This is a genomic window from Myxococcus sp. CA040A (assembly GCF_013336725.1).
Classification (GTDB): domain Bacteria; phylum Myxococcota; class Myxococcia; order Myxococcales; family Myxococcaceae; genus Myxococcus; species Myxococcus llanfairpwllgwyngyllgogerychwyrndrobwllllantysiliogogogochensis.
The window spans coordinates 1,484,249-1,511,112 of sequence record NZ_JABUMR010000001.1; the positions used below are offsets into that span (position 1 = coordinate 1,484,249).

Genomic DNA, 26,864 nt, shown 5'->3' on the forward strand with positions numbered 1-26,864 from the left:
ACTGGAGAGTTGCTTGTTTTTCGGGGCGTTTCCGGGGGGAGGCGCCCCGATTTTTTTTGAACAAGGACGCTCAAGGAAAAAGGCTCGGAACGTATTTCAGAAGGAAGAGGGCGGCGACGGGGGAGTACGGCTGCTTCGACTGCATCGCGACAGGGGGGAGTGATGTTCCGAGGTGACGCGCGGGGCCATGGTGACACCCATGGGATGTGGGCACCGGAGGATGGGCGTGGAGCGGGTGGGGGGACCTGGGGGGCGTTGGCGGACGGGGGCGAGTGGGAGGCGGGTCGGGCGGGGGGGAGCGTTTTTGGGGGGGATGAGCAGGACCAGGAGGAGGCGCGGACCGAGCTCCTCCTGGGTGACGACCTGGATTTCCAGATCGCCAGTTATTGAGATTCACGGCGCGAGGGTTCGGGGAAACGCATCATGCTGGCGGATGGCGTCGGGGGACGACCATCCACCTCAATCGGATGGCGTCGTAGTGGTGGGGGAGACGACGCGCAGGACCAAGTGGGTCGTGGGGGGCGTCATCCGAAGAGGGCCAGGTGCGGCGGACGAGGGAGCAGGTGGCAGGACGCGCCCCAGGTCCTCCGCCTCCGGAGTCTCCAAGGGCTCCGGGGGTGGGGGACTTCGGCGTTGGAGGGACGGGAGCTAGGGTGTGACTCCAGCTCGACTCGGAGTCCCCCATGACCCTGCTGAAGTGGGCGGCCTTGCCGCTCTTGTTCTTGGCCGCCTGTACCGGACCGCGGTGCGCGGCACAGAAAGCTGAAACGCCCAAGCTGTTGTCCCTGTCCCAGCAGATTGCGCTGCGGGAGGACTGGCTGGACAAGCGCCATGGCCTGCTGCTGGAGATGATGCGGCGGCACGGCGTGGGCATGTGGATCATCGTCAACGAGGAGTTCAACGATGATCCGCTGACGCAGTTCGTGGCACCGCCGCGTCCGTACGCGGGCAACCGGGACATCTTCGTCTTCGTGGACGCGGGAGCGGAGGGTCTGAAGCGCGTGGCGCTGACGGGCTACGCGGAGGAGTCCATCCTCAAGTTCTTCGAGGCACCCGAGGAGGGCCAGTCCGCCCCCGAGGCCTTGAAGTCGCTGGACTCGCGCTACCAACCCAAGGCGATTGCGCTGGGCATCGGCGGCAAGCGGGGCGTGACGCGCAGCCTGACGAAGGATGGCTATGCCTACCTCCTGGACGCGTTTGGCGCGGAGGCGGAGGCTCGCTTCGTGAGCGCGGCGCCGCTCATCGAGGAGTACCTGGACACGCGGCTGCCCGAGGAGTGGGAGCCCTACAAGGGGATGGTGGAGTTGACGGACGCCATCGTGAAGGAGGCCTTCTCCTCGAAGGTCATCGTGCCGGGGAAGACGACGGTGGGGGACGTGCGCCGCTGGCTCTACGACAGGCTGGGCGCGCTGGGCGTGGGCACGTGGTTCCAGCCGGACATGCGCGTGCAGCGCAAGGGTGGCATCCCCGCGAAGTCCCGAGGCTTCCTCGCGGTGGCGAAGGAGGACCTGGTCATCGAGCGCGGCGACCTCATCCACGTGGACTTCGGCATCAGCTACCTGGGGCTGCACACCGACTGGCAGAAGATGGCCTATGTGCTGCGCGACGGTGAGACGGACGCGCCCGAGGGCCTGAAGAACGCGCTGGCGAACACGAACGCGCTCCAGGACGTGTTGATGGTGCAGGCCTCCCGGCCGGGCCGCTCGTCCGCGGAAGTGTATGACGAGACGATGGCGGAGATGACGGCGCGTGGCATCGAGGCGCAGGTGTACAGCCATCCCCTGGGCAACCACGGCCACGCGCTGGGCGCCTCCATCGACTTCCGCTCGTCCACGCGCAAGGACACACCGAAGCCGTTGCGAGAAGGCTCATACATCGCCATCGAGCTGAACACGGCCACGCCCGTGCCGGAGTGGGACGGACAGAAGGTGGCGGTGATGGAGGAGGACCCGGCCTACCTCACGCAGGAAGGCTGGAAGTTCTTCGTGCCGCGTCAGGAAGCCTTCTACCTCATCAAGTAGAGGGGCTTCAGAACGCCACGCCCAACCCCATCCCCAGTGCCCACATGCGTGAGGCGCTGGGCGCGGGGCTCGACTCGGGAGCGCCCAAATCGATGCGCACGCCGGCCCGAGCGAACGCGGGGCCGAGCCGCACGCGGACGAAGGGCTCCAGGGAGAGCTGGGAGTCCTCTCCGTCCCACGTCGCCTCGGTGAGGTGGGGCGAGACGACCTGGGCGCGCACGCCGGGCTCGAGCATTCCAAGTCCGAGCGAGGCCTCCACGCTGGCCTGCGCGACGAAGTGGGTGTCGCGCGCGGAGCGGGACACGGGCATGAGCATGCCAAGCGCCACGTCGGCGCGGGCCTGGAAGCCGGGCAGGTCCACGCCCACGGCCATGGGCAGCACCACGGATGTGGTGTCGAGCGCCCACAGCCACGGGTCCGCCAGCCCCCGCACGGCGGCGGCGGTGGCGTAGTTGACGCCCTCCGTCTCGACCCTCCGGGAGCCGATGATGTCGGCGTCCTCATGGCGGGCCAGGGGCAGGGCGACGCCCGCGCCGATGCGGACGAACAGGCTGTCATCCGCGAACGTGCGGACATGGTGCAGGCCCACGAGCAGGTTGGACGAACCAACGTGGCTCGTCGTGCCCTCCACGCCACCCTCGGGTTTCAGCGCGGTGTAGGGCAGCCCCCAGTCGAGCCGGAGCTGACCGTGCTCGGAGACACGGAAGCCGGCGGCGAGGGTGGGCGAGAAGTGGCGCGTGGAGACGTGCCGCAGTCGGGGCGCGGAGGAGAAGGTGACGGAGGTGGCGAGGAAGTTGTCGGGCTCGCGCACCTGCGCCCCGGCGCGCATCCCGGTCAGGAGCAGGGCGGTGGCGACGAGCCACGCGGCGCTCCAGCGGTGAAGCACGAGGGTGCGGTGAGGCGTAGGCATGGCGGTGGTCCCGTCGAAGGCCCGTCCGGCTCACGGCCCCCCTTCTTCGTGGAACACCGATGAAGACGCCGAGCGTCACCACCCTTGACGCATGGGCGTGCTTTTTTCCGTGCCGCCCTCGGCTTCGTCAGTCCGGGCCCGCCGCCCCGCTGACGTCGGCCCAGGTGAGGCCGAAGCGCGCGAGGTACTTCTTGAGGCGGTCCGCGTCATTGACGCTCGCCTTCCTCGCGCGGGATTGGGAGAAGAGCACGCGCCCGGCTTCGGACAGCGAGCGCACGCCCTGGCAGACCCCCAGCACGTCCGCGAGCTGCACGCGGTCGAACCTGTCCAGCTCCTGGGCCAGCGCTTCACCCAGCACCTCGGCGACGCGGTCTGCGGAGCCCACGGGCTGCAAAGGCCCGGGGCGCGAGCCTCCCGTGCGCCACTGCGCGCGCAGTCGCTCCAGCTCCTCGTCGACCACGTCGCGGGTGATACGGCCTCCGGGCGCGAGCGTGGCCATGCGCAGCACGGCGGCGTTGAGGTCGCGGAAGTTGCCGGACCACCGGGCATCGGGTGAGGTGGCGAAGCGCAGGAAGCGCTCCTGGGCTTCCTTGTTGAAAGTGATGCGCGCGCCCATCGCCTCCGACGCCTTGTCCAGCTCGTAGAGGAGGTTGGGCGGGATGTCCTCCGGACGCTCGCGCAGGGCGGGCAGCCGGAAGGTCCACAGGTTGATGCGCGCGAGCAGGTCCTCTCGGAAGCGCCCCTGCTCGACGTCCCCCTGTAGGTCCCGGTTGGTGCCGGCGATGAGCTGGAAGTCGCTCTCCACTTCCCGGTCCGAGCCCACGGGCAGGAACCGCTTGTCCTCCAGCGCGCGCAGCAGCATGGCCTGCTCGTCCGCGCCCAGCTCGCCAATCTCGTCCAGGAAGAGCACGCCGCCGTGGGCCTGTCTCAGCAGGCCGGGCCGGTCCTGCAGCGCTCCGGTGAAGGAGCCCTTCACGTGGCCGAAGAGTGCGGACATGGCGCCGTCACCGCGCAGGGTGGCGCAGTTGAGGTCCACGAACGGCCCGCTGACGGTGCCGCGAGTCTTCTTGAGCGTGTAGACGCGCCGGGCCAGCTGGGATTTGCCCGCGCCCGTGGGGCCGGTGATGAGCAGCGGCGCTCGCGACTGGGTGGCCACCTGCTCGATTCGCTCGATGATGCGGTTGAAGGCGGCGTTGCGAGTGTCGATGCCGGCCTTGAGGAAGGACAGGCCCTCGCGTTGCTCCTGTTGGAAGCGCGTGGCCAGCGTGTCGTAGCGCGACAGGTCCAGGTCGATGAGCGTGTGCGTGCCCGCGCCCGTGCCCGTCCTGTCCCGCCCGGCCGGTGAGAGCTGCACCAGTCGGCCGGGAATGAGCCGGCTCTCCACCAGGAGGAACATGCAGATCTGCGCGATGTGCGTGCCCGTGGTGATGTGGACGAGATAGTCCTCCTCCTCCGGGTTGAAGGGGTAGGCGCGCACGTAGTCGAGCAGCGCGCCGTAGGTCTCCTCCAAGTCCCACGGGTTCTTGATGTCCAGCGGCATGGCGCGCACGGACGTCTCCGGAGACACCTGGCGGATGTCGCCCACCAGCGTGCCCGCGAGCGCCGCCGCTCCAGGCGGGTGCAGCAGCTCCAGCCGGTGAACGACGAGGTCGTCCTGCTGGCACAGCGCCACCGTGGGCCGCCACTTCGTCCACCGCCCGGGGCCCTGCCCCGTGTCCAGCGTCGTCCCGAGCATCCCCAGGACCACCGTCTGCTTCGCCCGTGTCTTCGCCATTCGAATAGGACTTTATCCCAAGGGATAGGGATGACCAGCCGCCTCGGGGCGCTTCCCTCGGAGAAAGGGTTGGCACGCCGGCTGCTCTACGTCCCTCCGTGCCCGGGAAACAGAGCCCGGGCGAACGACCGAAAGGTGAAGGCCATGGAGCGCAACAAGGTGAGCTACGAGGTGCTGTCGGACGAGGCGGGTCGCCCCATCAAGTCGTGGACGATGGGAGTGCCGTTCGAGGACGAGGCCAAGAAGCAGCTCCGGAACCTGCGCGGCCTGCCCTTCATCCACAAGTGGGTGGCGGTGATGCCGGACGTGCACCGCGGTTACGGCGCGACGGTGGGAAGCGTCGTCCCCACGGTGGGCGCGGTGGTGCCGGCGGCGGTGGGGGTGGATATCGGCTGCGGGATGATCGCCGTGCGCACCACGCTGCGCGCGGACCAGCTGCCGGACTCGCTGCGTGGGGTTCGCTCGGCCATTGAGCGGGCGGTGCCGCATGGCCGCTCGGACAACGGGGGCCGCAACGACGTCGGCGCGTGGCGCGTGGCTCCGGCCTCGCATCAGCAGGTGTGGTCGCGGTTGATGGAGGGGTATGACCGCGTCGTCGCCAAGCACCCTCGCATCGGCCGTGGGCCGGACCTGGCGCACCTCGGTACGCTCGGGACGGGTAACCACTTCATCGAGCTGTGCCTGGACGAGTCGGATGGCGTGTGGCTGATGTTGCACTCCGGTTCGCGTGGCGTGGGTAACCGTATCGGCAGCTACTTCATCGAGCTGGCGAAGGAGGACATGCGCCGCTGGCATATCAACCTCCCCGACGCGGACCTGGCGTACCTGCCGGAGGGTACGGAGCACTTCGATGACTACGTCTTCGCGGTGAGCTGGGCGCAGGACTACGCGGCGATGAATCGCGAGCTGATGCTGCGAGGCGCGGTGGATGCCCTGCAGTTGAGCGGTGAGCTGCCTCCGTTCTCGCTGTCCGAGTCGGCGGTGAACTGCCACCACAACTACGTGGCGCGTGAGCACCACTACGGGAAGAACTGCTTCGTGACGCGCAAGGGCGCGGTGCGGGCGCGCGAGGGTGACCTCGGCATCATCCCCGGCAGCATGGGGGCGCGTTCGTACATCGTCCGAGGGAAGGGAAACGCGGACAGCTTCCATTCCTGCAGCCACGGCGCGGGCCGGGTGATGTCGCGTGAGGCGGCGAAGAAGCGCTTCACGCTGGAGGACCACGCGAAGGCGACGGCGGGCGTGGAGTGCCGCAAGGACGTGGACGTGATTGACGAGACGCCGGCGGCGTACAAGCCCATCGATGCGGTGATGGCGGCGCAGTCGGACCTGGTCGAAGTGGTCCACACGCTCAAGCAGGTCGTCTGTGTGAAGGGGTAGCCGAAGGACCACGACAACCCCCAACACGCGAGGTGGCCATGCCGGGATGACGACACCGAGGCGCCCGTTCCCCCCAAGAGGCCGAAAGGCCGCCAGTGGTGGGGGAGCGGGCGCCGCTATTTTGGGAAGGGTGTCAGAATGCCCGGGTGGGGCCGTGAGGCGTGGGAAAAGCAGGAGACGAGACACATGCTGAGCATCGATGGTTCAAGGGGAGAGGGCGGCGGCCAGGTGCTGCGCACGTCGCTGGCGTTGTCGCTGGTGACGGGGACGCCTTTCACGATGACGAACATCCGCGCGGGCCGCGCGAAGCCGGGCCTGTTGCGCCAGCACCTGACGGGCGTGAAGGCCGCGGAGGCGGTGGGCGCGGCGGAGGTGTCCGGCGCGGAGCTGGGCTCGAAGGAGCTGACGTTCCGTCCGCGCGCGCTGGCCGCGGGCAACTATCACTTCGCGGTGGGCACGGCGGGCAGCGCGACGCTGGTGCTGCAGACGGTGCTGCCCGCGCTGCTGGCCGCGACGGAGCCGTCCACGTTGAGGCTGGAGGGCGGGACGCACAACCCGGCGGCGCCGCCGTTCGACTTCCTCGCCCGGGCGTACCTGCCGATTCTGCGCAAGCTGGGGCCGACCGTCACGGCGACGCTGGAGCGTCCCGGCTTCTTCCCGGCGGGTGGCGGGAAGTTCCACGTGGACGTGCGGCCGGCGCCCATGAAGCCCCTCTCGCTGCTGGAGCGGGGGCGGGTGCTGCGCCGCGACGCGAAGGCGGTGGTGGCGATGATTCCCTTCGATGTGGCGAAGCGGGAGATGGAGACGGCGGGGGCACTGCTCAAGTGGCGTCCGGACGAGCTGCGGGTGGAGGAGCTCAAGCGCACCACGGGCCCGGGCAACGCGCTGGTGGTGGAGGTGGAGAGCGAGCACGTCACCGAGGTCTTCACGGCCTTCGGAGAGCGAGGCAAGCGCGCGGAGGTCGTGGCGGAGGAAGCGGTCGGCGAGGTGAAGCGCTACCTGAACGCGGAAGTCCCGGTGGGCGAGCACCTGTGCGACCAGCTGCTCCTGCTGTTCGCGCTGGCGCGGGGGGGGGAGTTCCGCACGCTGCCGCTGGACGGGCACTCGGTGACGCAGCTGGAGACGATGGCGCACTTCCTCGACGTGCAGGTGGACGTACGCGAGGTGTCCCGCGAGGTGCGCGAGGTGGTGGTGCGCGGCTGAGCCCTCTGTCGAGGGCGTCCTCCAGGTTCCGGCCGCACCTGGAGGACGCGCGTGTCACGTGAGTGATGCCGACGCCGTGGCAGCGCTCCTGACTCTGGGAGAGGAGCTCCATGTCGGTGAAGGCCGCCCACGCGGACTCCTGGGGAAGGGCACCCCGGGTGTCGGTGACTCACCCGGGGGGCCCGATGCGTCAGGGGCGTCGGCGGACGATTTCGTTCTGACTCGAGATGCCCCAGACGGTGCCGTCCGAGGCCGCCGAGATTTGTTTCAAGGTGCCGGTCCTGGGCGTCCAGGCGGAGCCGCTCCACTGGAAGACATTGCCCGCGGGGTTCAGGGCCCAGATGACGGACGCGCTGCCGACGGAGACGTAGTTCATCCCGGGCGGGATGTTGAACGTCCACTCGGTGCCGTTCCAGCGCAGCACGCGCAGGCCATCCGGAGGATTGGTGGCCCACAGCTCGCCATCGGTGCCGACGGAGATGTGCTCCACGCAGCAGCGCTTCGGGGACCAGGCGGAGCCGGTGTATTGGTACAGGGTGTTGTCATTGCCCAGGCCCCACACCGTGTTCGCATTGGCGATGGTGACCTGCTTCATCCCAGCCGGGATGTTGAAGGTCCACCGCGTGCCGTCCCACCGCAACACCCGCATGCCGTCCGGAGGGTTGGTGGCCCACAGTTCGCCATCGGCCGCGGCGGCCAGTTCGGTGACGCAGCAGCTCTGATTGACCCACGTCGAGCCATCCCACTTCCAGTGTCGCCCCGTGGTGTCCAGCAGCCAGACGATGTTCGACGCGCCCACGGCGACCTGCTTGGGCGTCGTCTGCGGCGGCGCCGGGATGACCACGTATTCCGAGTCGGGCGGGACGATGAGCGAATACAGCATCTTGTTGGGCGAGCCCTTCACGTCCTGGATGACGTTCGCCGTGCCTCCATTCAGCACGGCCTGCGACACCTGCGTGGGTGTCGCGGTGGGGTTCTTCTCCAGATAGAGCGCGGCCACGCCCGCGACATGGGGCGACGCCATGGAGGTGCCGCTGAGGTCCCGCGTTCCGGTGTCGGACGTGTTGCTCGTGGACCGGATGCCCACGCCGGGCGCGAAGAGGTCCACGCACGCACCCCAGTTGGAGAACGTGGCGCGCCGGTCCTGGATGTCGGAGGCCGCCACCGTGAGGGCCTCTGGCGTGCGGGCCGGACTCGACTGACAGGCATCCGCATCGCTGTTGCCGGCCGCGAGGACATACGTGATGCCCGCGTTGATGGAGGCCCGCACGGCGTCGTCCAGCAGGGAGTAGGCGCCACCGCCGAGGCTCATGTTCGCCACCGCCGGCTTCTGGTGGTTCTTGGTCACCCAGTTGATGCCGTTGATGATGCCGCTGTAGCTGCCTCGGCCGTCACAGGCCAGCACCCGCACCGGGTGCAGCCGGCTGTTCTTGGCGACGCCCCACGTCATGCCGCCAATGGTGCCCGCCACATGGGTGCCGTGGCCCTGGCAGTCATTGGTGCCGTTCCCATCCGCGATGGCCGTCATGCCTCCACTGACACGGCCTCCGAAGTCCGCGTGTGACGCTCGGATGCCGGTGTCGAGGACGTACACGTGCACGCCCTGGCCGGTGGTGGTCTGCTCGTAGCGCTGGTCCAACGCCAGAGGATGGGAGTCGAGCCGGTCCAGGCCCCAGGGCGCATTGGTCTGCACGGCCTCCACGTCGACATAGCCATCCTGGCCGAGCGCGATGACGCGCAGGTCGCTGGCGATGACGGTGGCGGAGGCGTCGGTCAATCCGTTGGCCGAGAAGCCGAGTGAGCCCGCGTCGAAGTAGGCGAGGATGGTGCCACCGAAGCGTTGCGTCAGGTATTGCGCCACGGTTTGGACCTGGTCGGGTGTCACCAGGGTTGGGTCGAAGAAGAAGAGGTATTGGCCCGCGATGGCGTTGGCGGGACGGACGATGGGGGGCGGTGGATGGGTGGGCGGCGATGGGTCACAGTCGTGGAACTGGGTGCCGGTGACCAGCATGGCCCCCAGCATGAGACGCGAGGATGCCTGTCGAAACGAGAGCAGCATGGCGAGTCAATCCAATGGGGTGCGGGTTGACGCGAGCCGAGCCGCGCTCGCGCGGAGACTCCGCATTCCAAGTCCCGGGCCATGCGGCGCGCGGTTTCGCGTGCGAGGGATTGTGAGTGCTTGGCGCGTGCTCACGCCTGGCGCGACATGCGTCATCCCGAATGGACGCGTCATTCCTGGGGCTCGTGGTGAACACTGACGCGTCAGTCGTGAAATGAGACATCCTCGGTGTCGCGTGGCTCGCATTTCCCAGCCTCCTGGGGTGGTGAGTGAGCGCTTGCGCCCAGGGGACGCGCTCGCCTGAAGCCCTGCCGGGCATGCGGGAATGAAGCGGTCCTGGCTGGCTCGGGGCCTTGGCCGCGCGACAGGGGATGCGCGGAGGCATCAACCCAAGATGGCCGAGGTTCCCGAAGTCGAAATCATCGCCCGGGACTTGCGACAGGCAGTCGTGGGGCGCCGAATCACTGACGTCGAAGTGCTCCTCCCGGAGGCGGTTCGTTTCCCGTCGCCGCCGGAGTTCATCGCCTCGCTGCGGGGTCGGTGCATTACCGGTGCGCGTCGTCGGGCGAAGTTCATCCTGCTGTCGCTGGACGACGGACAGACGCTCGCGTTGCACTTCATGCTCTGGGGCACGTTGTCGCTGCGGCCCGTGGGAAGTGAGTCGCCACCCGAGAGTCTGGTTGTCATGACACTTGATGGGGAGGAGGCGCTCTGGCTCACGGACACGCTGGGGTATGCGCGTGTGGCGGTGGCCCGCACCGCCGAGCTGACCTCGCGTCTGAAGCTCGAGGAGCTGGGACCGGAGGTGCTCGACGACGACTTCACCTCGGACCACCTGGCGCGTCGGTTGTCACGTCGCAGAAGCCCGCTCAAGACGGTGCTGCTCAATCAGCGTGTCGTCGCGGGGCTGGGGAATCGGGACGCGGACGAGAGCCTGTGGAAGGCGGGGTTGGATCCGCGTCGCCTGGCGGCTTCCCTCTCTCGTGACGAAGTGATGCGGTTGCATCGTGCCATGCGCGTGGTGCTCGAAGAGGGGCTGTCGCTCCGGGGCACGCAGCGGGATTTGTTCGGCGTGAAGGGACAGGCGAAGCACCGGCGCAATGTCTTCGAGCGCACCGGCGCGCCGTGTCCCAGTTGCGGCACGCCGATTACCCACGCTCGGGTCGGCGGCCGGAACACGCATTGGTGCGTCCGGTGTCAACCCGAGTCAGGGGCACCCTCGGGACCGACGCAGGGGGTGTTGCTGTGACACTGGGGCCACGGTGTGGCAGAGCCTGCGGCGCGAGTCGGTCATTCGGGGTCGGATGACAGCTCCGCCACGGCGGACCTGGCCTGCTCCAGGAAGGCCCGCGTCCGCTCTGTGGCTGTCGTCTTCCGTGTGAAGGCAGTGCTCCGCTCCGCGACACGGCCAGGGCGCCGAACCTTCAATCCCACCCAGTCACGGAGAAGGATCACTTCGATGAGCCACTGATGGCGACTCAGGCGCAGCTCCCTGAAGGCGAGCTCGGTGAGTCCCTCCTCCGTGAGGGTTTCTTGCGTAGGTCGACTCATGGGGCGTGAACCGAATCGGCTTGAGCGGTCTCCTTGCGAGTGTATCCCCAGAAGACTCGCTGGGGGCCATCGGCGCCGCTTCTCTCGCGCGGAAGAGGCGCCTTGGACGTGCGCGGCCCCAGCTGCACTCCCCACCGCTCCGCTGTTATGAAGCAGGTGTGTCCGACGTCACCGAGTCCACACCGTCGCCGCTCGACTCCGCGCTGGCCCGCGCCAGTGAGGAGCTGGGCCTGCCCAGCTACTACCAGTCCTGTGTGCGCCCTCTGCTGCGCAACCCCGAGGGCCGCTGGCCCCGGTGCTGTGGCGGCGGCTGTGAGCCGTGCGCCCAGACGCTCATCCAGGTGGCGCTGCGCACCCTGGAGATTCTGGGCACACCGCGACAGGCCCCTCTTCCGGACTGAGTCCACACATGGCTTCCGCCCCTCCGCTGTTGCTCGTCGACGACGACGCCGCCTTTCGCAAGGTCTACGGCAGCCTGCTGCGCGACGCGGGCTATGAGGTGGTGGAGGCAGCGGACCGTCCCTCCGCCCGCGCCGCCTTCGACGCGAGGCCCTTTCCTCTCGTCCTGCTCGACTTGATGCTGCCTCCGGATGGCAGTGTCTCCTCGGGCCTGGCGGGACTGGCGGCGTTGCTCGACGCTCGGCCGGGCACCAAGGTCATCGTCGTGTCCGGGGTGGGCGATACGCGCCACTCGCTGGAGGCGATTCGCCTGGGCGCGTACGACTTCCTCACCAAGCCCGTGGACCCGGACGTGCTGCTCGTCGTCGTGCAGCGAGCGCTGGCCCGTGTGGCGCTGGAGCGCCAGGTGGAGGCGCTGCGCACGTCCCTGGAGCGGGCCGCGGGCGACGCGGCCATGGTGGGGCAGAGCGCTTCGTTCCTCGCCGCCCTCTCCCTGGCGGAGCGCGTGGCCGCCAGTGACTTGCCCGTGCTCGTCACCGGCGAGAATGGCACCGGCAAGGAGCTGCTCGCGCGCATGGTGCACCAGAAGAGTCGGCGCCATGCGGGCCCCTTCATCCCCGTCAACTGCGGCGCGCTGCCGGAGACCTTGCTGGAGAGCGCGCTCTTCGGCCACGTGAAGGGCAGCTTCACCGGTGCGACCCGAGACCATCGGGGTCTCTTCGCGGAGGCGGACGGAGGCACCCTGTTCCTGGACGAGCTGGGGGACATGACGCCGTCGCTCCAGGTGAAGGTGCTGCGCGCGCTGGAGACAGGAGACATCCTGCCGGTGGGCGCGGACCTGCCCGTGCACGTGGACGTGCGCCTCGTCTCGGCGACCCATCGAGACCTGGGACGCATGCTCCAGGAGGGTGCCTTTCGCGAGGACCTCTACTGGCGCGTCAAGGGCGTGGAGCTCCGCCTGCCGCCGCTGCGCGAGCGCGCCTCGGACCTGCCGCTCCTGGCCAAGCACTTCCTCAACCAGTGCGCGCACCTGTGTCCGGATGGCCGGGCGAGGTTGCTGTCGGATGCCGCCGCGGAGTCGCTCGCCGCGCACGGTTGGCCGGGCAACCTGCGCGAGCTTCGTCACGAGATGCAGCGCGCGACGGTGTTGGCCGGAGAGCGCCGCGAGCTTCAGCCCGAGGACCTGTCCTTCACCGGCAGCGAGCGTCCTCGCGCGAGCACCCCGGGCGCCACCACGCTGGCAGCCAAGGTGGAGGCGCTGGAGCGCCGCGAAATCGAGGACGCGCTGAAACGCTTCGGTGGCAACCGCACGCACTCCGCGGAGGCCCTGGGACTGTCGCGACAGGGCCTGCTCAAGAAGCTGGAGCGCTTCGGGCTGACGTGAGTCAGAAGAGGCGTGCGCCCAGGCCCGCCTTCAGTGCCCAGCCCAGCCTCGTGTCGGAGAGGCCCGCGCGCTCCTGGAAGGTCTCCGTGCCCAGCTGCCCCGCGATCAGCACGGACACGTTGTTGCCCAGGTACACCTCGACGCCGCCACCGCCGAGCGCCTGGAAGCGCAACGACTTTGACTTCGAGATGCCGATGTCCAGGGGCAGGTCCACCAGCCCCAGGATTGTCACCGTCTCGGCCACCCGCCAGCCGGCGATGAGCCCCGGAGACAGTCGCAGCATCACGCCCGAGAAGTTCTGGTCGTCCATGTACGTGGAGCCTGAGTTGAACACCACGCCCAGCCCCAGCGTCGGCGCCAGCGACACCGAGCCCCGCTCCAGCACCTTCAGCCGCCCCACCAGCTCTAGCGCGGCGGACAGCTGGAACCAGTTGAGCCGCGCTCGCGCCTCCAACTCGAAGCTGGAGATGCCCTGGCGAAACCCCACGCCAATCTCCGGCGCCCCCGCGTAGCCGTACAGCGCTGTCGTCCCGGCCGGCAGCGTCACCGGCGCAATCACCGCCCCGAGCGGATCCTCCTCGGACGAGACGGGCGCCTGCTCGACGGTGACGCGCCCCTCCTCTCCGGGTTGCGCGGCCGTCGCCTGCTGGGCGGCGGAAGCGGAGGTCAGCAACAGCGCGGACACCAGGAGCCAGGAAGAGACCGAGCGCGTCATGCCGCGCACCCTACCGCGACCTGTTTGTTACCGAAACTCAACGATTCCGAGGACTTGTGTCCAGGTTGCCAATCTATCAAGCTTCGCTGGAATAATTCGGTATCCATGACTCCCGCGCTTACACAGCTCTCCGCGCGCAATGACCCGACGGCGTCGGTGCCGTCGGAGGTTGGCGCGCGTCGTCGAGGGGGGCGGAGTCGGGCGCGGGTGCTGCTGGTGGACTCGGACGCGGGCGCGCAGTCGGCGCTGGCGGCGGCGCTGGTGGAGGCGGGCTTCGAGGCGCTGCTGGTGGGTGGGGCGCAGGCGGCGCTGGATGCGCTGGCTCCAGACGGCCCCTTGCCGAGGCTGGTCATCGCGGACGTGGAGCTGCCGGATGGCGATGGTTTCAGTCTGTGCGGACAGATTCGCGCGGACGTGCGCACCGCGCACCTGCCGGTGTTGTTGCTGGCGCGGCGCGAGGAGGATTTCCACCGCGACCTGGCCGGTGGCGTGGGCGCGGACGACTACCTGACGCGCCCGTTGGACGTGGAGGACGTGGTGTCGCTCGCGCGGCTCAAGTCGGGGTATGCGACGGGCGCGGCGACGTTCGAGTCACATACCGCGAGGCTGGCCCTGCCGAGGGTGACACGGGCGCTGCTGGCGGGCGTGCGCTCCGGGCGGCTCGTCCTCGCGGAGGGCGAGGGCTGGTTCTCCTTCCGCCATGGCCTGGTGGTGGACGCCATGTTTCATGGTGAGCGCGGCAGCCTCGCGTTTCGCCGGCTGCTGGGCTTCGCCAGCGGCGCGTACGCGGTGGCCCTGGGGCCCGAATTGCACAAGGGCTCGTTCACCATGGACCGCGCGCACCTGTGCGAGACGGTGTTACCTGCGCTGGAGCGCTTCGAGGCGCTGAGGGCGCGCGGCCTGCCGCTGGCCTCGCGGCTGACGGTGGACTTCGCGCGGCTGGCGGAGGAGCTGCCCGCGCTGCCCGAGGACGTGGGCGAGGTGGTGCGTCTGTTCGATGGGCGACGCACGGTGCGCGCCGTGCTGCTGGAGTGCCTCTACCCGGAGGCGGTGGCGTACGAGGCATCCACGCGCCTGTTCGCGCTGGGCGTGCTGGTGCCCGCGTGTTTCATCGAGGAGCGGGAGCGGGCGCGCGGAGGCTCGGGAGTGCCTGGCTTCTTCGAGCCTGTGCCCTCGGTGGACCCGGTGCCCGGGGTGTCGCGAGGAGATGCGGACTGAGGGTTTGACTCCGCGCCCCGGGCTGGGAGACAAGGCCGCCCAGAGGCGACACCTTCCATGTCCGGTCACAATCGGTGGTCGAAGATCAAGCGCCAGAAGGCCGCGATGGGCGCGACCAAGGGCAAGCTCTACTCGAAGGTCGTGAAGGAGATCACCGTCTCCGCGCGACTCGGGGGAGGCGACCCCGCTGGCAATCCGCGTCTGCGTGTGGCGCTGGGCCTGGCCCGTGAAGCCAACATCCCCAAGGACACCGTCGAGCGTGCCATCAAGAAGGGCACCGGCGAGCTGGAAGGGGAGCGCTACGAAGAGGTGATGTACGAAGGCTACGGCCCCGGCGGCGTGGCCGTCCTCGTCGAGTGCGTCACCGACAACCGCAACCGCACCTCGGCCGACGTGCGCTCGACGTTCGGTCACCACGGCGGCAACCTGGGCGCCGAGGGCGCGGTGGCCTGGATGTTCCAGAAGAAGGGAATCGTCACCGTCAAGCCCGGCCCCGAGGAGGACGCGGTGCTGGAGAAGGCGCTGGAAGCGGGCGCCGAGGACGTCGTGCCCCAGGGCGCGGACGGCTTTGAAGTTCGCACCGCGCCGGTGGACCTGCATACGGTGGCCACGGGCCTGGAGTCCGGGGGCCTGCCGGTGGGCGAGCAGAAGTGGGCGTACCTGCCGCAGAATACCGTCCAGCTCGACGGCGATAATGCGAAGAAGATGCTCAAGCTGATGGACGCGCTCGAGGACAACGATGACGTGCAGAACGTCCACGCGAACTTCGAGATCGACGAGTCCCTGATGGAGTCCCTGTCGCAGTAGCGGCGGGGCGAACGGAGCGAACGGTGCGCGTTCTCGGAGTAGACCCTGGCAGCCGCTTCATGGGCTACGGGGTGGTGGAAGAGAAGCGAGGCCGACTGGTGCATGTGGGCCACGGCGTCATCAAGGTGGATGAATCAGCGCCCCTGGCCTTTCGCCTGAAGGAGCTGCATGCCGCGCTGAGCGCGCAGCTCGCGATCTTCCGTCCGGAGGCGGTGGCGGTGGAGGGCCTGTTCACCTTCCGCAATGCCCGGAGCGCGTTGGTGCTGGGGCACGCGCGCGGCGTGGCGCTGCTGGCGGCGGCCCAGGTGTCGCTGCCCGTCTTCGAGTACGCGCCCGCGAAGGTGAAGAAGTCGGTGGGCGCCGGCGGCGCGGACGGCAAGGACGCGGTGGCGCGGATGGTGCGGACGTTCCTGCAACTGGAAGCCAAGGACCTGGGGCGCGCGGACGCGAGCGACGCCCTGGCCGTGGCGCTGTGTCACCTCAACCATGGTCGCGCCGCCGTTCCCACGGCGAGCACGGCTGGCAAGAAGCGCAAGGGCGCCGCGGCGCTGCTCGCGGACAGACTGGCGCCGTCCTATCGGCGCCCGGAGGCGGGATGATCGCTCGGCTGCGTGGCGTGGTGCTGGAGAAGGATGCCGAGGGCGCCGTCATCGACGTGCAGGGTGTGGGCTACCTGGTGAACTTCTCCACGTTGGCTCTGGGGAAGCTTCCGCCGGAGGGCCAGACGGTGGACGTGCGCGTGCGCACCGTGGTGCGCGAGGACGCCTTCGACCTGTTCGGCTTCCTGACCCGGGCGGAGGAAGAGCTCTTCCTGCTGCTCAACGGCGTCTCCCGCGTGGGGCCGCGCATGGCGCTGGGCGTGCTGTCCGGCATGGAGGTGCCGGAGCTGGTGGCGGCCCTGTCTCGCGGTGAGGTGGCGCGCCTGGCGAAGATCCACGGCGTGGGAAAGAAGACCGCCGAGCGACTGGTGCTGGAGCTGAAGGACAAGATGAAGAACGTCCACCTGGAGGCAGTCTCCCGGGGGACGGCGCCCATTCCGGTGAGCGGGCCTCAATCCGACCTTGTCTCCGCCCTGCTCAACCTTGGCTACAAGCCCCCGCAGGCGGAAAAAGCCGCGGAGCTGGCCACCAGCAGGCTGGGTGCCGATGCGTCCTTCCAGGTCCTCTTCCGCGAGGCCCTCAAGTCCCTCAGGGCAGGCGCCTGACGTCTTCTGGACGTCCGCCGTCGCGGGTGTAGTCGGGTGGCCAAATCCGGACCTCCCTGACCAGCCCGCACAAGCTTCTTTCCTCTGAGAAATCGAAACGGTCCAGGGTCCGACGGGCCCTGTGTCGGCTCGGCGGCAAGTGTCGGCGCCCGTCGCAGGATGCCGGACAGCCTGGGCCGCTCCCTACCCGCAGTGGGTAGCCAGTTTCATCGACGGTGACACTTTCCAGCCACAGCGGTGGAGCCGAGTGCCCCACCCAGGACAAGGAGTTGCTCACATGAAGGCATGGCGTGGCGTCCCGGTGCTCGTGTCCGTTCTCGTCGGAAGTCTGGGCGGGGTGGGGTGTGGTCCGGCCTTCGAGTCGAGTGACGAACGGGGAATCGAGCGCGTGGCGTCCGCCCGGGCCTCGGTGGATGCGGCGCCGGAGGAGGCGGACGCGGAGGTGACGGCGCGTCGGGCCTGTGGGACGGACCCGGTGGGGCCGCCGGGTTCAAAGCCGGAGTGGCTGGCGCGGGGCGACGGGCGGCTGTTGTTCAGCGCGGAGGCGGTGGGTCAGGGGCGCGAGCTGTGGAGCAGTCCGGGTCGCTCGGGCTGCGCGGGCGTGGTGAAGGACATCCGTCCGGGGACCATGGGCTCGGTGCCGCGCTTCCTGACGCCGCTGGAGCCGTGGGTGCTCTTCGTCGCGGATGACGGCCAGCACGGGCCCGAGCTGTGGCGCACGGACGGCACGGAAGCGGGCACGGTGATGGTGAAGGACCTGCTGCCCGGCGAGCGCGGCTCGGCCCCGCGGGCGCTCACGAGGGTGGGCGACTGGCTCTACTTCACCGCGGAGGACTTCGAGCACGGCCTGGAGCTGTGGCGCACGGACGGCACGGAGTCAGGCACGCGGCTGGTGCACGAGTTCGTCCCGGGGCCCGGCTCGCTCCAACTGGTGTCGCTGACGGCGTGGGGGAAGCGCCTCGCCCTGGTGTCGTACTCGCCCGAGGCCGCGGTGCTGTGGGTGGTGGAGGCGAATGGCCAGGCGCGCGTGCTCTACCAGTCGGCGGTGGGGGTGCTGCTGTCGCTGACGGCGTCGGAGCGGCGCCTGTTCTTCCTGCGGGACACGGGGATGGATATCGCGGAGCTGTGGGTGACGTCGGAGCGGCCGGGCTCCGCGACGCGGGTGCGGGACTTCACCGGAGAGTTCCCCTCGTACCTCACGGCGATGAATGGCTCGGTGTTCTTCCTGGCCGGCGCGGATGGCTACTTCGGAGAGCAGGGCGACACGCTCCACGGGGGCGAGCTGTGGCGCAGCGACGGCACTGTGTCGGGCACGCGGCTGGTGCGCGACATCTGGCCGGGGCCCAAGGGCTCGCTGCCATCGCACCTGGTGGTGATGGATGGCGTGCTGTACTTCGCGGCGGATGACGGCTGGCGCGGGCGCGAGCTGTGGCGCAGCGACGGCACGCTCCTGGGGACGTGGATGGTGTGGGACCTCCAATGGGGCCCGGAGGGCAGCGAGCCGGAGCAGTTGGTGGCGGAGAACGGCTGGCTGTTCTTCTCCGCGAAGACGGCCCTCCACGGGCGCGAGGCGTGGTCCAGCGATGGGTGGCTGTGGCGCACGCGCCGGCTGACGGACATCGCGCCGGGGACGTCGTCGTCGGACCCTCGCTCGTTCGTGCGCTCGGGCTCGGAGGTCTTCTTCCTGGCCGGAGAGGCGCCGGCGGACGAGGCGCTGTGGGCGGTGCCCCTGCGTCCCGCCTGGCCCTGCGCCACCGGGGCGGCCGCGGACGCGCGAGGCTGCTGACGTCAGGCCGCGCGCCGGCTGGCGGGTGTGGGCCGCACGTCGCCGAAGTTGGGCGCGGGCAGGACGATGGTGGGGGCAAGCCCCGGCGACAGCAGGTGCGAGGTCAGAAGCGAGGAGGGGTGGAAGTTGATGAACGCCCCCTCCACCGCGGAGTGCCCGGCGAAGAGCTTCTCCACGACCATGGACGAGTACTGCGAAAGCGAGTCCTCGCGCGTGTTGCCGTTGAGCACGACTTCCCAGCCCATGTGCTCGGCGAAGCGGCGCACGCCGGGGATGGCGGACAGGAGCGGCGTGTAGCTCTCCGTGGCCACGCCGTTCTCGCTGACGACGAACACCTCGCGCGAAGTGGCCACCGCCAGCGACATGTTGCCGCGCGTGTGGCCCGGCGTGCTGAGGATGGCCGCGCCCACGCCCAGCCACGTGTCCCCGTCGAGCAGCACCACGCGCTCGGCGGGGATGTCTGCGCCACCGGGGACGAACCACACCGTCTGCATGGGGTGCAGGTCCTTCACCATCTCCCACTCCGCGCGCTGCACCAGCAGCTTCGCCCGGGGGAAGTACGCCGACACGCCGTCTCCCCCCAGCCACCCGCGCAGGTCCTGGATGTGCAGATGGTCGAAGGCCAGGTAGTCCACGTCCGCGGGCGTCAGCCCCAGCGAGGCCAGGTGGCTCTGCACCGTGCCGTGCCGGGTGGACATGAGCTTGTCGGAGACGAAGCCGCCGTAGCGCTCGCGCAGCGCGTGGTAGAACGGCGCGGCCACGCCCCGCTCGTAGTCGGACGGGTTGAAGAGCAGCGTGCGTCGCTCGCCCTTCGCGTCGACGAACTGCACCACCTGCATGCGGTTGGTCATCATCACGTACGGCGCGGGTGACAGCGCCGCCCCGCTGAAGGCGAACTGCGCGGGATAGGGAAACGTGACGAGCTCGCAGGTGGCCACCGCCGCCACGGGACCTTCCTGGACGAAGCGCTCGCGGGCCTCGAGCGCCGCGCGGCGCAGCCTCTGCAGACGCAGCCCCGGCAGGGGCTCGGAGTGGGCCTCGGCGAGGAAGGGCAGGGGGCGGAACGCGGGGCTCTGGCTCATGGTTTCACCGTGACAGCGAGAGGTCGAAGACCGGCGCGACGAACGGAGCGCACGGGCCATGTTCTCCGGCCCGGCGGCGGGGATGCCAGGCAACGTCGGCGTGTTTCACTCGAGCGTCCGCCAGTCCACACGCCTGCCCAGGCACCAGGGAACGCGGCGTCGAAGCCCGTCATGACGGTGGGTGCTCCCTGGCCTGCTGGGCGTCCCCGAGCCCAGCCCGAGGATGTGGGCGACACGCGCGGCCTTCCTGTATAGGGTCCCATGGTCATGGCGAGGAAGTCCGACACTCTCTCCGAAGAGGTCCTCCCGGAGGACGTCCGGCTCGAGGCCTCCCTGCGTCCGCGCTCGTTCCACGAGTACGTGGGACAGGGGCTCGTCGTCGAGAAGCTCAAGGTGTACGTGCAGGCGGCTCGCAGTCGGGGCGAGGCCCTGGACCACTGCCTGTTCTCCGGCCCCCCGGGCCTGGGCAAGACGTCGCTGGCGCACATCATCGCCAACGAGCTGGGCGTGGGCATCCACGTGACGAGCGGTCCCGCGCTGGAGCGCAAGGGCGACCTGGCGGGCCTGCTCACCAACCTGAACGAGCGCGACGTCCTCTTCATCGACGAAATCCACCGGCTCAACGCGGCGGTGGAGGAGTACCTCTACCCGGCGATGGAGGACTTCCGGCTGGACATCACCATCGACACGGGGCCGGCCGCCCGGGCGATGAAGATTGATCTGCCGCCCTTCACGCTCATCGGCGCGACGACGCGCACGGGCCTGCTCACCTCGCCCTTGCGTGACAGGTTCCAGATTCAGGAGCGGCTGGAGTACTACGACGCCGCGTCCCTGGAGCTCATCCTCCACCGCTCCGCGCGCATCCTCGGCATCCCCCTGGAGAAGGAGGCCGCCCACGAGGTGGCCACCCGCTCGCGCGGCACGCCCCGCATCGTCAACCGGCTCTTGCGCCGGCTGCGCGACTTCGCGGAGGTGGAGGGCAACGGGAAAATCACGCTGGAACTGGCGAAGAAGTCCCTGGACCGGCTGGGCGTGGACGCCAGCGGCCTGGACTCCATGGACCGCAAAATCCTGCTCACCATCCTGGACAAGTTCGGCGGCGGTCCGGTGGGCGTGGAGACCATCGCCGCCAGCGTGGGCGAACAACGCGATACCATCGAGGACGTGTACGAGCCCTTCCTGATGCAGGAGGGCTTTCTGCAGCGCACGCCCCGGGGCCGGATGGCCACCCACCGCACCTACCAGTATTTCAAGAAGCAGCCACCGCCCACGCCCCAGGGCAGCCTCTTCTGAAACCCGCGAGCCATGAGCCAGGCCACCTCCCCCGCGTCTCCCGCTTCCGGACCCACCACCCTCCGCGTCGCGCGTGACTTCTACGCGGACCTGATGCGGGCCTCCCAGACGTCGCGCGCGGGCTTCCTCGCCGAGCGTGAGCGCTGGCTTCGCGGCGTCCCCGTGGACGGCCGGGAGGAGCTGCTCTTCGAATTCGAGATGCTCCTGCGCGCGGTGGAGCGCTACCTCAACCTCACCGCCGTGGTGGACGCCAAGGACCGGCCGCTCGTCACCCGCGACTTCCACGAGGAGCTGGTGGACGTGCGCGACGCCATGGACCGCGCCATCCGTGTCGCACGTCACCTCCAGGACCCGGACAGCGACCAGAAGATGGTCTTCCGCAAGTACGTGGAGACCCAGCTCGCGGATGACCGGGTGCGTCGCGCACTCATCGAGGAGGAGCTGGACCAGGAGACGCCGTCGGAGAGCCTCTTCGTGCTGCGCGAGGACCTGGACGCGCTGCGCAACCTGCTGGACCACCTGCTCCAACTGCCCACCGCGCGGCTCAACCTCTTCCAGGACCTGGGCAAGCTGGCCCTGAAGGAAATCGTCCTCAACCGCTACTTCCGGCCCTTCCGGCCGCTGGAGTTCCGCGTCGAGTACGACCGGCTGCGCTCGGTGCGCCTGTTGGATCTGCTCGTGGGGATGCCGGAAGAGCAGCGCGCCGGCTTCTCCACCGCGTTCCTGGGGCTGTTCCGGCTGCTGCACTACCTGGCCTACGTGGACGCGGAAGGCACGCCGCCCGTGCCCCGGCGGGTGCGCGTGCTGCTGGCGCTGGTGCGCAGTGAGACGCACGCGCTGGCCACGTGGCTGCACGCGGAGCTGTCGCCCAAGGCGGGCTCCAAGGCGCTCCAGGCCGCGGCCCTGCGGACGGCGCGGGATTTGGCCAAGGAGTCGGAGCGCATCGGCCGCGAGGTGCTGGCCCACGTGGACAAGGAGCCTGACGCGCCCGCGCGCGCCACCGCCGCCTTCAGGTCGCTGTTGCGCACCCAGGTCGTCGCGCTGGTGGAGGCCCTGGCCCCCAATGGCGGCCTGTCCGACGACGTCTTCGACGCGCTGGTGAGCCCCCAGGACGCCGCGCTGCGGCTGCGCAAGGACCTGTGGGTGTACGCCCAGCTGTGCCGCTCCGCGGAGGGGTTCCTGCGCGCGGAGGACGTGCCCGCCGCGGAGCGCTCCCTGGACGCGCTGAAGACCTTCCTCGCGTACTTCCACGACGGCGGCTACCAGCTGCTGCGCTACTCGGATTACGACGCCTTCGACCGCTTCACCGCGCTCCTGGTGGAGCTGCCCTGGCCGCCCGAGGGTCCCGGCATCCGCAGCCGGCTCGCCGAGGACCTGCGCCGCTTCAGCCAGACGCTGGAGTCCACCTTCCACTCCGTCAGCCGCCGCACCCTCCTCCAGGGCAGGGGGTTCGACCGCCAGGAAGCCGAGGCGCTCCGCGATCGCTTTGTCGCGGTCCCGACTCGCTGACCCTCACGTGGGGGGAGAAAATCGACCCACGCCCACTCGCCCCGTATGACGCAACCCCCCACGGGGTGTGCTCGTACGGGGCGTGTTTGCTTCCAGCCAGTTCCTTGCGCTATGGACGCCCCCGTGTTGCATGGAAGACACGCTTCGTTGCGAAGCGCGTCACGGGGCAGGGCGGCGGGTGAGGCGGTGAAGAATTCCCGGACACCAATGTCACGGTTTCGGGTGAATTCACCAACCCTCGGACGGGGGGAGGGTGGCTGGCCACGATGGGCACCCACCGCGATGTCAGAAAAAATCCAACCGTTCCAAGGGGTTCGAGTCACTCGAACCCCCCACCACGGAAGGCGGGATGTCACGCTGTCGTGGCATGCCACTTGCTGAATCTGCGCGTCGCGTCAGACCACTGTTGAACGATTCCGGCGCCATCTGGCCAGATGACCGTTCGGAAGTCCCGCAGCACGAGCAGCCACGAGGCGACACCGACATGCCCCCGTCTTCCTACAACCAGCGCACCCTCTCGAAGACCGCCAGCCTCCAGGGCATCGGGCTCCACTCGGGCGCGAAGGTGACGCTCACGCTGCGTCCGGCGCCCGCGGGGCACGGCATCGTCTTCGTGCGCACGGACCTGCCTCGCCCGGTGAGCATCCCCGCGCTGGCGGAGTACGTGGTGGACACGGCGCTGGCGACGACGCTGGGCCGCGACGGCGTGAAGGTGGCGACGGTGGAGCACTTCATGTCCGCCATGGCGGGCCTGGGCATCGACAACGCCCGGGTGGAGCTGGACGGCCCCGAAGTGCCCATCATGGACGGCAGCGCCGCTCCCTTCGCGGCCCTCATCCAGGACGCGGGCATCCGCGAGCTGGACGCGCCCAAGGAGCTGCTCGTCATCCGCAAGCCCGTGTCCGTGGTGGATGGCGACAAGCAGGCCTCGCTCACCCCCTCGCGCCACTTCCGCATCAGCTGCACCATCGACTTCGAGCACCCCGTCATCCAGGGGCAGGCGTTTGATTTGGATTTCAGCGACCGGGACTTCTCCCGGGAGATTTCCCGCGCGCGCACGTTTGGCTTCCTGCGTGACGTGGAGAAGCTGAAGAAGCTGGGCCTGGCTCGCGGCGGCTCGCTGGACAACGCCATCGTCGTGGACGAGGTGTCCATCCTCAACCCGGAAGGGCTGCGCTTCACCGACGAGTTCGTGCGTCACAAGATCCTCGACGCCATCGGTGACGTGTCTCTGTTCGGCCGTCCCGTCATTGGCCACCTCACGGCCTACAAGACGGGCCACGCGCTCAATCACAAGCTGGTTCGCAAGGTCCTTTCAGACCCGAGCTGCTATGAGATTGTCCCCGCGCGTCGTCGCGACGTGGAAGGCTTGGAGCTGGGCCTGCCAGGATTGGCCGGCGCGCTGGAGCTGGAGCCGCTCGTCGCCTGATGTTGGTTTGGCATTTCCTTGCAGGTCGGGGCTGGCTCGACTAAGTCGCGGGCTCATGCCCATGCGTCCAACCACCGTCATCCTCGCCGCGCTGCTGGCGGCTTCGTTCACCGCCGGTTGCAACAAGGAGAAGGCGCCGGTCACCGCGCAGGCTCCCGCCGCCGCCCAGGCCCCCGCGGGTGAGCCCACCCCGGACACCGTGGTCGCCACCTTCGGTGACGGCCAGAAGATCACCTACAAGGAGCTCAACGACCGCGTCCAGGAGCCGATCGCCAACCTGGAGAAGCAGAAGTTCCAGCTTCGCAAGCGCGGCCTCGAGGGCATGGTGACGGAGAAGCTGGTCGATGCGGAGGCCAAGAAGCGCGGCATCACGCAGGACCAGTTCCTCAAGGCGGAGATCGACGACAAGGTTCCCGCGCCGACCGAGGAGAAGATCAAGGAAGTCTTCGACGGCGCCAAGGGCCAGCTGCCGCCCGGCTCGACGTTCGAGCAGATGAAGCCGCAGATCCTCGACTTCCTCACGCAGCAGCCCAAGCAGGAGCGCGCCCAGGCCCTCTTCGCGGAGCTGCGCAAGAACGCCAACGTGCAGATCACCCTGCCGGAGCCGCCGCGTGCTCCCGCCGAGCGCAAGACGGTCTCCGCCGTCGGCCCGTCGAAGGGCCCGGACAACGCGCCCATCACCATCGTCGAGTTCAGCGACTTCCAGTGTCCGTTCTGCAGCCGCGCCATCGGCGCGGTGGACCAGGTGATGAAGGAGTACGACGGGAAGATCAAGCTGGTGTTCCGCCAGTTCCCCCTGGACTTCCACAAGGAGGCGCAGAAGGCCGCCGAGGCGTCGCTGTGCGCCAATGACCAGGGCAAGTTCTGGGAGATGCACGACAAGCTGTTCGCCAGCCAGTCCGCGCTCCAGCTGGAGAACCTCAAGAAGTACGCGGGCGAGCTGAAGCTGGACCAGGCCAAGTTCGACAAGTGCCTGGACTCCGGTGAGAAGGCCGCGACCGTGAAGAGCGACATGGCGGACGCGCAGAAGGTCGGCGTCAGCGGCACGCCGGCGTTCTTCATCAACGGCATCATGCTGTCGGGTGCGCAGCCCGTCGAAGAGTTCAAGAGCATCATCGACGCCGAGCTGAAGCCGACGGCGCAGAAGTAATCACGCGGTTCGGAGGGCACGGGCGGTGGCCCAGAAACCCAAGGCCACGCCCCGTGTCGGTGGTGAGGCGACTTCGCTGGATTTGGAGAAGTCGCTCGCCGCTGGCCTGTCCTCCTCCCGTCCCCTCTCGGCCTGGTTCCACGGGCCGGAGGGGATGGTGCTCCTCCAGGAGCCCATGGGGTTCGCTGGCTTCCTGGCCGGCACGCTCGGGACGCTCTCGGTGGAGGAAGTCTTCGCCCACGTCCTGACGGGGATTCGCAGCGGGTTGCTCGCCGTGCAGCACGGCGCCGTCCGCCGCACGGTGTCCTTCCGGGACGGGCAGGTCGTCTTCGCCACGTCCACGGAGCGCTGGGAGCGGCTGGGCGCGGTGCTGGTGCGGCTGGGGCTGGTGACGCAGGCGCAGCTCACGCAGGCGCTCTCACGCGTGATGCCGTCGCGGCGCATCGGCCAGGTGCTCACCTCCGAGGGACTCGTGTCCGAGGCCCATCTCTACAGCGCCATGACGTACGTGGTGCGGGAGGTGGTGCTGAGCCTCTTCGAGTTGACGGAGGGCAGCTTCCTCTTCGTCGAGGGCCCCGCGCCCATGGCGGACGTGGTGAAGCTGCCGGAGCGCACGCGTGATTTGGTGCTCACCGGAATCAAGCGCTCGGAGGAGCTGTCGCGGTGGCGGCGGCGCTATCCGGAGGACATGCGCGCGGAGACCGGGCCGAAGGGGCCTCGCCCGGGTGAGGAGCGCCTCTTCCGGCTGCTGGGCACGGGCACGACGCTGGGCGAGCTGCGCACGGTGCGCGAGAGCGGGCACCACGCGTTCTTCGCGTGGCTGGAGGAGTGTGTGCAGGGCGGCCACCTGACGGTGCGGCCCGCCACGCCTCCCGCGCCGCCCGTGCCCGCCGTGGAGGGCATGGCGTGGGAGCTCTTGTCCGCGGAGGAGCGCTACAACCTGCTCTTGTCCCTCATCCACCGCGCGCTGCGCGACGCGGGGGAGGACGTGGACCTGCTGCGTGGCTTCCTCGATGCGCCGCCGTCGGGGCTCGAGGATGCGTATGCCGGCGTGGTGTTGAGCGCGGAGGGCCGGGTGGATGTGGCGCGGCTGCGCGCCAACCTGTCCGGAGGTGGCGAGGCGGTGGCGCGGGCGCTGACGCTGGAGGCGCTGGACGCCATCGTGTCGTACGCGTTGTTCTCCGCGCGAAACGTCCTGCCGTCCGAGGTGGCCGAGCGCTTGTCCAACACCTACCGCACCCTGCAGGGAGGGCTGGCCTAGCAGGCGGCACATGCCCACGTTCGCGGCCACGGCGTTCGTGGTCGGGGGACGATGGTCATGGGTGTGTTGCGGAAGCTGGCGTGGGGGTTCCTGGTCGTGAGCGCGGGGTGTAGCGGCTCGCGTCAGGCCGTGAAGGCGGACGCGGCGCAGCCTGGAACGGGCGGCTCGGGACAGGGACAGGTGGAGGCGATGAAGGCCTCCGTGTCTGGACCGTACGTGGACGAGGAGCTGGGGTTCGAAATCATCCGGCCCAGTGACGACTGGCAGTTGGACGCGACGAACGAGCGCACGCCGGAGGGGCTCGCGATTCCGGTGGTGCTGCGTCACCCTCCGTCAGGTGCGCAGGTGGTGCTCCAGGTGGCGCCCGCGGTGGCCACGCCCACCCAGTTCGCCGAGCGGCTCACGGAGGGACTGCGACAGCAGCCGGGCTTCATCACCACGGACCCCGTGCCCCTGGCACTGTCCGATACGGCGGTGGGCTTCAACTTCCAGGTGGGTGACAACGTGCATGGCCGAGTGGCCGTGCGCGAGGGCCAGGAAGGCCGGGTGCTGATGATGCTGGCCACGTGGCCCGCTCAGGCCGTGGCGGGCGACATCCAGAACGTGGATGCGCTCATCGCGGGCATCCGACCGCTGCCGAATCGCAAGGCCGTCCCGAGCAAGGTGCCGCAGGCCGTTAGGCCCTGAGCCGGAGGGCCGGTGCTCGGCCACTGGCTCCGAGCGGAACCC

General features: G+C 69.2%; 22 protein-coding genes. 17 read left to right on the top strand and 5 right to left on the bottom strand.

Going from position 1 to position 26,864, the window contains the following annotated elements; translation table 11 throughout:
- Nucleotides 1-683: 683 nt before the first annotated feature.
- The gene (locus HUA75_RS06100; RefSeq protein WP_174485772.1) at nucleotides 684-2,021 is read left to right on the top strand and encodes a M24 family metallopeptidase; all 1,338 of its coding nucleotides are present in this window, start codon (nucleotides 684-686) and stop codon (nucleotides 2,019-2,021) included.
- Between the two features lie 7 nt (nucleotides 2,022-2,028).
- On the opposite strand, the gene HUA75_RS06105 is transcribed toward HUA75_RS06100, so the two are convergent.
- Complete coding sequence (locus tag HUA75_RS06105) at nucleotides 2,029-2,931, bottom strand: hypothetical protein (RefSeq protein WP_174485773.1); 903 nt, start codon at nucleotides 2,929-2,931, stop codon at nucleotides 2,029-2,031.
- Nucleotides 2,932-3,058: 127 nt separating this feature from the next.
- Nucleotides 3,059-4,705, bottom strand: coding sequence for an RNA repair transcriptional activator RtcR (gene rtcR / locus HUA75_RS06110; RefSeq protein WP_174485774.1), 1,647 nt, complete (start codon nucleotides 4,703-4,705; stop codon nucleotides 3,059-3,061).
- A 144-nt stretch (nucleotides 4,706-4,849) separates the two neighbouring features.
- Between rtcR and HUA75_RS06115 the strand changes: the two genes are divergently transcribed.
- Together HUA75_RS06115 and rtcA are read left to right on the top strand one after the other, a co-directional pair.
- Nucleotides 4,850-6,085: an RtcB family protein gene (locus HUA75_RS06115; RefSeq protein ID WP_141643494.1), complete on the top strand. Its 1,236-nt coding sequence runs from the start codon at nucleotides 4,850-4,852 to the stop codon at nucleotides 6,083-6,085.
- Between the two features lie 186 nt (nucleotides 6,086-6,271).
- Nucleotides 6,272-7,288: an RNA 3'-terminal phosphate cyclase gene (gene rtcA, locus HUA75_RS06120; RefSeq protein WP_174485775.1), complete on the top strand. Its 1,017-nt coding sequence runs from the start codon at nucleotides 6,272-6,274 to the stop codon at nucleotides 7,286-7,288.
- A gap of 190 nt (nucleotides 7,289-7,478) precedes the next feature.
- Here rtcA and HUA75_RS06125 read toward each other — a convergent pair whose 3' ends face one another.
- Nucleotides 7,479-9,347, bottom strand: coding sequence for a S8 family serine peptidase (locus HUA75_RS06125; RefSeq protein ID WP_254627370.1), 1,869 nt, complete (start codon nucleotides 9,345-9,347; stop codon nucleotides 7,479-7,481).
- Between the two features lie 394 nt (nucleotides 9,348-9,741).
- Here HUA75_RS06125 and mutM point away from each other — a divergent pair, with 394 nt between their 5' ends.
- From mutM to HUA75_RS06140, 3 genes are all read left to right on the top strand, one after another.
- Complete coding sequence (mutM, locus tag HUA75_RS06130; RefSeq protein ID WP_141643532.1) at nucleotides 9,742-10,596, top strand: bifunctional DNA-formamidopyrimidine glycosylase/DNA-(apurinic or apyrimidinic site) lyase; 855 nt, start codon at nucleotides 9,742-9,744, stop codon at nucleotides 10,594-10,596.
- A gap of 460 nt (nucleotides 10,597-11,056) precedes the next feature.
- Nucleotides 11,057-11,299, top strand: a complete 243-nt coding sequence (locus HUA75_RS06135) for a hypothetical protein (protein ID WP_141643496.1) — start codon at nucleotides 11,057-11,059, stop codon at nucleotides 11,297-11,299.
- Nucleotides 11,300-11,307: 8 nt separating this feature from the next.
- Entirely contained in the window at nucleotides 11,308-12,681 is a 1,374-nt protein-coding gene (locus tag HUA75_RS06140; protein ID WP_174485776.1) for a sigma-54 dependent transcriptional regulator, read from the top strand.
- Nucleotide 12,682: 1 nt separating this feature from the next.
- On the opposite strand, the gene HUA75_RS06145 is transcribed toward HUA75_RS06140, so the two are convergent.
- Nucleotides 12,683-13,396, bottom strand: a complete 714-nt coding sequence (locus HUA75_RS06145) for a hypothetical protein (RefSeq protein WP_174485777.1) — start codon at nucleotides 13,394-13,396, stop codon at nucleotides 12,683-12,685.
- Nucleotides 13,397-13,501: 105 nt separating this feature from the next.
- On the opposite strand from HUA75_RS06145, the gene HUA75_RS06150 reads away from it, so the two are divergent.
- The 5 genes from HUA75_RS06150 to HUA75_RS47680 all read left to right on the top strand — a co-directional run bounded on the left by HUA75_RS06150 (nucleotide 13,502) and on the right by HUA75_RS47680 (nucleotide 18,411).
- Nucleotides 13,502-14,614 (top strand): PleD family two-component system response regulator, encoded by a 1,113-nt coding sequence (locus HUA75_RS06150; RefSeq protein ID WP_217445908.1) that lies wholly within the window; start codon nucleotides 13,502-13,504, stop codon nucleotides 14,612-14,614.
- A gap of 57 nt (nucleotides 14,615-14,671) precedes the next feature.
- Nucleotides 14,672-15,421, top strand: coding sequence for a YebC/PmpR family DNA-binding transcriptional regulator (locus tag HUA75_RS06155; protein WP_141643500.1), 750 nt, complete (start codon nucleotides 14,672-14,674; stop codon nucleotides 15,419-15,421).
- Between the two features lie 23 nt (nucleotides 15,422-15,444).
- On the top strand, nucleotides 15,445-16,020 hold the full coding sequence (gene ruvC / locus HUA75_RS06160; protein ID WP_174453554.1) for a crossover junction endodeoxyribonuclease RuvC: 576 nt from the start codon (nucleotides 15,445-15,447) through the stop codon (nucleotides 16,018-16,020).
- Nucleotides 16,017-16,625 carry a Holliday junction branch migration protein RuvA gene (gene ruvA, locus HUA75_RS06165; protein WP_141643502.1) on the top strand — a complete coding sequence of 203 codons (609 nt, stop codon included), beginning with the start codon at nucleotides 16,017-16,019 and terminating at the stop codon, nucleotides 16,623-16,625. The genes ruvC and ruvA overlap by 4 nt, the downstream gene beginning before the upstream one ends.
- Before the next feature lie 277 nt (nucleotides 16,626-16,902).
- Nucleotides 16,903-18,411 carry an ELWxxDGT repeat protein gene (locus HUA75_RS47680; RefSeq protein WP_174485778.1) on the top strand — a complete coding sequence of 503 codons (1,509 nt, stop codon included), beginning with the start codon at nucleotides 16,903-16,905 and terminating at the stop codon, nucleotides 18,409-18,411.
- Between the two features lie 2 nt (nucleotides 18,412-18,413).
- Here HUA75_RS47680 and HUA75_RS06175 read toward each other — a convergent pair whose 3' ends face one another.
- Complete coding sequence (locus tag HUA75_RS06175; protein ID WP_141643504.1) at nucleotides 18,414-19,493, bottom strand: hypothetical protein; 1,080 nt, start codon at nucleotides 19,491-19,493, stop codon at nucleotides 18,414-18,416.
- Nucleotides 19,494-19,754: 261 nt separating this feature from the next.
- On the opposite strand from HUA75_RS06175, the gene ruvB reads away from it, so the two are divergent.
- From ruvB to HUA75_RS06205, 6 genes are all read left to right on the top strand, one after another.
- A complete protein-coding gene (ruvB, locus tag HUA75_RS06180) occupies nucleotides 19,755-20,786 on the top strand; it encodes a Holliday junction branch migration DNA helicase RuvB (RefSeq protein ID WP_141643505.1) in 1,032 nt (343 codons plus the stop codon).
- A gap of 12 nt (nucleotides 20,787-20,798) precedes the next feature.
- Nucleotides 20,799-22,295, top strand: a complete 1,497-nt coding sequence (locus HUA75_RS06185) for a hypothetical protein (protein WP_141643506.1) — start codon at nucleotides 20,799-20,801, stop codon at nucleotides 22,293-22,295.
- Nucleotides 22,296-22,779: 484 nt separating this feature from the next.
- Nucleotides 22,780-23,724, top strand: coding sequence for a UDP-3-O-acyl-N-acetylglucosamine deacetylase (gene lpxC, locus HUA75_RS06190; RefSeq protein WP_141643507.1), 945 nt, complete (start codon nucleotides 22,780-22,782; stop codon nucleotides 23,722-23,724).
- 61 nt (nucleotides 23,725-23,785) lie between these two features.
- Complete coding sequence (locus tag HUA75_RS06195) at nucleotides 23,786-24,874, top strand: thioredoxin domain-containing protein (RefSeq protein WP_371746068.1); 1,089 nt, start codon at nucleotides 23,786-23,788, stop codon at nucleotides 24,872-24,874.
- A gap of 25 nt (nucleotides 24,875-24,899) precedes the next feature.
- The gene (locus HUA75_RS06200) at nucleotides 24,900-26,135 is read left to right on the top strand and encodes a DUF4388 domain-containing protein (RefSeq protein ID WP_174485780.1); all 1,236 of its coding nucleotides are present in this window, start codon (nucleotides 24,900-24,902) and stop codon (nucleotides 26,133-26,135) included.
- A 57-nt stretch (nucleotides 26,136-26,192) separates the two neighbouring features.
- The gene (locus tag HUA75_RS06205; RefSeq protein ID WP_141643510.1) at nucleotides 26,193-26,822 is read left to right on the top strand and encodes a hypothetical protein; all 630 of its coding nucleotides are present in this window, start codon (nucleotides 26,193-26,195) and stop codon (nucleotides 26,820-26,822) included.
- The last annotated feature ends 42 nt before the right edge of the window (nucleotides 26,823-26,864 follow it).